The 3,726-nt window shown below is 70.5% G+C and carries 4 protein-coding genes; all 4 read left to right on the forward strand.

The window, feature by feature from the left end; all coding sequences use genetic code 11:
• The coding region (locus ACFVH0_RS40375; protein WP_353794185.1) for a flavodoxin-dependent (E)-4-hydroxy-3-methylbut-2-enyl-diphosphate synthase at window positions 1–211 on the forward strand (211 nt) is incomplete at its 5' end.
• Between the two features lie 167 nt (window positions 212–378).
• The gene (locus ACFVH0_RS40380) at window positions 379–1,224 is read left to right on the forward strand and encodes a GNAT family N-acetyltransferase (RefSeq protein WP_385828419.1); all 846 of its coding nucleotides are present in this window, start codon (window positions 379–381) and stop codon (window positions 1,222–1,224) included.
• A 65-nt stretch (window positions 1,225–1,289) separates the two neighbouring features.
• The gene (locus ACFVH0_RS40385) at window positions 1,290–1,859 is read left to right on the forward strand and encodes a GNAT family N-acetyltransferase (RefSeq protein ID WP_385828420.1); all 570 of its coding nucleotides are present in this window, start codon (window positions 1,290–1,292) and stop codon (window positions 1,857–1,859) included.
• Between the two features lie 81 nt (window positions 1,860–1,940).
• Window positions 1,941–3,635 (forward strand): proline--tRNA ligase, encoded by a 1,695-nt coding sequence (locus ACFVH0_RS40390; RefSeq protein ID WP_385828421.1) that lies wholly within the window; start codon window positions 1,941–1,943, stop codon window positions 3,633–3,635.
• The last annotated feature ends 91 nt before the right edge of the window (window positions 3,636–3,726 follow it).

Raw genomic sequence — 3,726 nt, forward strand, 5'->3', positions numbered from 1 at the left:
TGTCGTCAATGGTCCGGGCGAGGCCCGTGAGGCGGACCTGGGTGTCGCGTCCGGTAACGGCAAGGGGCAGATCTTCGTGAAGGGCGAGGTCATCAAGACGGTGCCCGAGTCGAAGATCGTCGAGACGCTGATCGAGGAAGCCCTGAAGATCGCCGAGCAGATGGAGAAGGACGGCATCGCCTCCGGCGAGCCCGAGGTCTCCGTGAGCTGAACCGACGACCCGCACCACCGCGCCCCGCCGGACGACCCCGTCCGGCGGGGCGCCGCCGTGAGCGACCTCACGGCCTGCCGCAGCCCCTGTTCACAGGCACGGGCGGCACGGACGATCCGCTTCGGTTACAGTGCGGAAATCAGCAGACCGCATGGTGAGGCCCCCTCGTGTTGACGCAGACCACCACCCGGGTCCTCGAACCCAGCGACCTCGGAGCCGCTCTCGCCATCCTGGAGAGCGAGCCCGTCGCCAACGCCTTCGTGACGTCCCGGGTCCAGATCGCAGGCCTCGACCCCTGGCGCCTCGGCGGCGAGATGTGGGGCTGGTACACCGACGGACGGCTCCGCTCGCTCTGCTACTCGGGCGCCAACCTCGTCCCCATCTGCGCCACCCCCGATGCCGTCCGGGCCTTCGCCGACCGGGCCCGCCGGGCCGGCCGCCGCTGCTCCTCGATCGTCGGCCCCGCCGAACCCACCGCCCAGCTGTGGCGGCTGCTCGAACCCGGCTGGGGACCGGCCCGCGAGGTCCGGGCCCATCAGCCGCTGATGGTCACCGAGACCCCGTCCGCCGAGGTGACCCCCGACCCACTGGTCCGCCGGATCCGCAAGGACGAGATGGACGTCCTGATGCCGGCCTGCGTGGCGATGTTCACCGAGGAGGTCGGCATCTCCCCGCTCGCGGGCGACGGCGGACTCCTCTACCAGGCACGCGTCGCCGAACTCATCGGAGCCGGCCGCTCGTTCGCCCGGATCGACGACGGCAAGGTCGTCTTCAAGGCGGAGATCGGCGCCGCGACCCCGCAGGCCTGCCAGATCCAGGGCGTCTGGGTCGCCCCCGAACACCGTGGCCGCGGACTCTCCGAAACCGGCATGGCGGCGGTCCTGCGCTACGCGCTCGCCGATGTCGCCCCCGTCGTCAGCCTCTACGTGAACGACTACAACACCCCCGCGCGCCGGTCGTACGCCCGGGTCGGTTTCAAGGAGACCGGGGCGTTCATGAGCGTGCTGTTCTGACCGTCCCGTGGCCGACGGCCACCCATCCGTACCCCGTCGCCCACCGGGGCCAGTAGGGTCGGCGCATGGCAGCAGCATCCGGGGGCGGCCCCCACACACCCAGCGTCCGGATCGGGCCGGTCGACCTCGCCGCGCGCGTGGACGAGGCGCTCGCCGTACAGGCCCTCGCCTTCGGCCTGGGGCCCGAAGAGGTCGAGGTACGGCGCCATATCGTCCTCAGACACCTCGACCACCCCCACGCCCGCGCCCTCGGCGCCACCACCGCCGGCGAACGGCTCGTCGGCTTCGTCTACGGCATGCCCAACGAACGCGGACAGTGGTGGTCCACCGTCGTCGAGCCGTACCTCCGCGCCACCGGCAGCGCGCACTGGCTCGACGACTCGTTCGTCATCACCGAACTCCACGTCCTGCCGGAGTTCCAGAACCGGGGCATCGGACGCACGCTGATCACCACCATCACCGACGACGTCGACCAGCCCCGGTCCATCCTCTCGGCCATCGACGCCGAGAGCCCGGCACGTGGCCTGTATCGCAGTCTCGGCTACCAGGACCTGGCCCGCCAGGTGCTCTTCCCCAGCGCCCCCAAGCCCTATGCGGTGATGGGAGCCCCGCTCCCCCTGCGTCGCAAGGGCTAGCGCGGCGGGGAATGGATTTCCGCCCACCCGTGCCGCCCGGCTAACCTCCTGCACATCACCCTTTCCGAGCAGGAGTTCATCATGGCCCAGGTCCAGCGCATGTCCCGATTGATGATCAAGACGCTGCGCGACGACCCGGCGGACGCCGAGACGCTCAACCACAAGCTGCTCGTCCGGGCCGGATACGTGCGTCGCACCGCGGCCGGAATCTGGACCTGGCTGCCGCTCGGCAAGAAGGTCCTGGAGAACATCACCCGCGTCGTGCGCGAGGAGATGGACGCCATCGGCGGCCAGGAGGTGCTGCTGCCCGCGCTGCTGCCCAAGGAGGCGTACGAGGCGAGCGGCCGGTACGACGAGTACGGCGACCTGCTGTTCCGGCTCAAGGACCGCAAGGGTGCCGACTACCTCCTCGGCCCCACCCACGAGGAGATCTTCACCCAGGTCGTCAAGGACATGTGCTCGTCCTACAAGGACCTGCCCGTGATCCTGTACCAGATCCAGACCAAGTACCGCGACGAGGCCCGCCCCCGCGCCGGGGTGCTGCGCGGCCGTGAGTTCCAGATGAAGGACTCGTACTCCTTCGACACCACCGACGAGGGTCTCGCCGAGGCGTACCAGCTGCACCGCGCCGCCTACATCCGGATCTTCGAGCGCCTCGGCCTCGACCACCGGATCGTCTCCGCCGTCTCCGGCGCCATGGGCGGCTCCGCCTCCGAGGAGTTCCTGGCGCCCGCGCCCGCCGGCGAGGACACCTTCGTCGACTGCCCGAACTGCGACTACGCCGCCAACACCGAGGCCGTCACCTTCAAGGCGGTCGCCGCGGACGGCTCGGTACACGGCCCCGTCGAGGAGCTGGACACCCCCGACACCCCGACCATCGAGACCCTCGCCCTGCACCTGGGCGTCCCGGCCGCCGCGACCCTGAAGAACCTGCTGGTCAAGGTGGACGGCGAGATCGTGGCCGTGGGCGTGCCCGGTGATCGCGAGGTCGACCTCGGCAAGCTCGGCGAGCACCTCGCGCCCGCCGTCGTCGAACTGGTCACCGCCGAGGACTTCGAGGGCCGTGAGGACCTGGTACGCGGCTACGTCGGCCCGCAGGGACTGGAGAAGGTCCGCTACATCGCCGACCCGCGCATCGCCGCCGGCACCGCCTGGATCACGGGTGCCAACAAGGAGGGCAAGCACGCGAAGAACGTCGTCGCGGGCCGTGACTTCGAGGTCGACGACTACCTCGACGTCGTCGTCGTCGAGGCGGGCGACCCCTGCCCCAACTGCGGCAGCGGGCTCCGGGTGGACCGTGCCATCGAGATCGGCCACATCTTCCAGCTCGGCCGCAAGTACGCCGACATCTTCTCGCTCGACGTCCTCGGCCAGCAGGGCAAGCCCGTCCGCGTCACCATGGGCTCGTACGGCATCGGCGTCTCCCGCGCCGTCGCCGCGCTCGCCGAGCAGACCGCCGACGACAAGGGCCTGTGCTGGCCCCGCGAGATCGCCCCGGCCGATGTGCACGTCGTCGCGGCGGGCAAGGCGCTCCAGACGGAGCTGGCGCTGGACGTCTCCGAGAAGCTGAACGCCGCGGGCCTGCGCGTCCTGGTCGACGACCGTCCGGGCATCTCGCCCGGCGTCAAGTTCACCGACTCCGAGCTCATCGGCGTGCCGAAGATCCTGGTCGCCGGCCGCCGCTCGGCCGAGGGCGTCCTGGAGCTGAAGGACCGCCGCACCGGCGAGCGCGAGGAGCTCACCGTCGACGAGGCGATCGCCCGCCTCACCGCCTGACACCCGGAAAGGCCGAAAAGCGAAAGCTGAACGGCCGAGCCCGCTCCAACAGGGCGCCGGACACGGAAACGGATCTGGTAAGGTTGGAAAC

It is taken from the genome of Streptomyces sp. NPDC127117 (assembly GCF_042677325.1).
In the GTDB taxonomy this organism is placed as follows: Bacteria; Actinomycetota; Actinomycetes; order Streptomycetales; family Streptomycetaceae; genus Streptomyces.

Coding starts and splice junctions, on each gene's coding strand:
- ACFVH0_RS40385 (WP_385828420.1), top strand. CDS start 1,290: ATGGCAGCAGCATCCGGGGGCGGCCCCCACACACCCAGCGTCCGGATC.
- ACFVH0_RS40390 (WP_385828421.1), top strand. CDS start 1,941: ATGGCCCAGGTCCAGCGCATGTCCCGATTGATGATCAAGACGCTGCGC.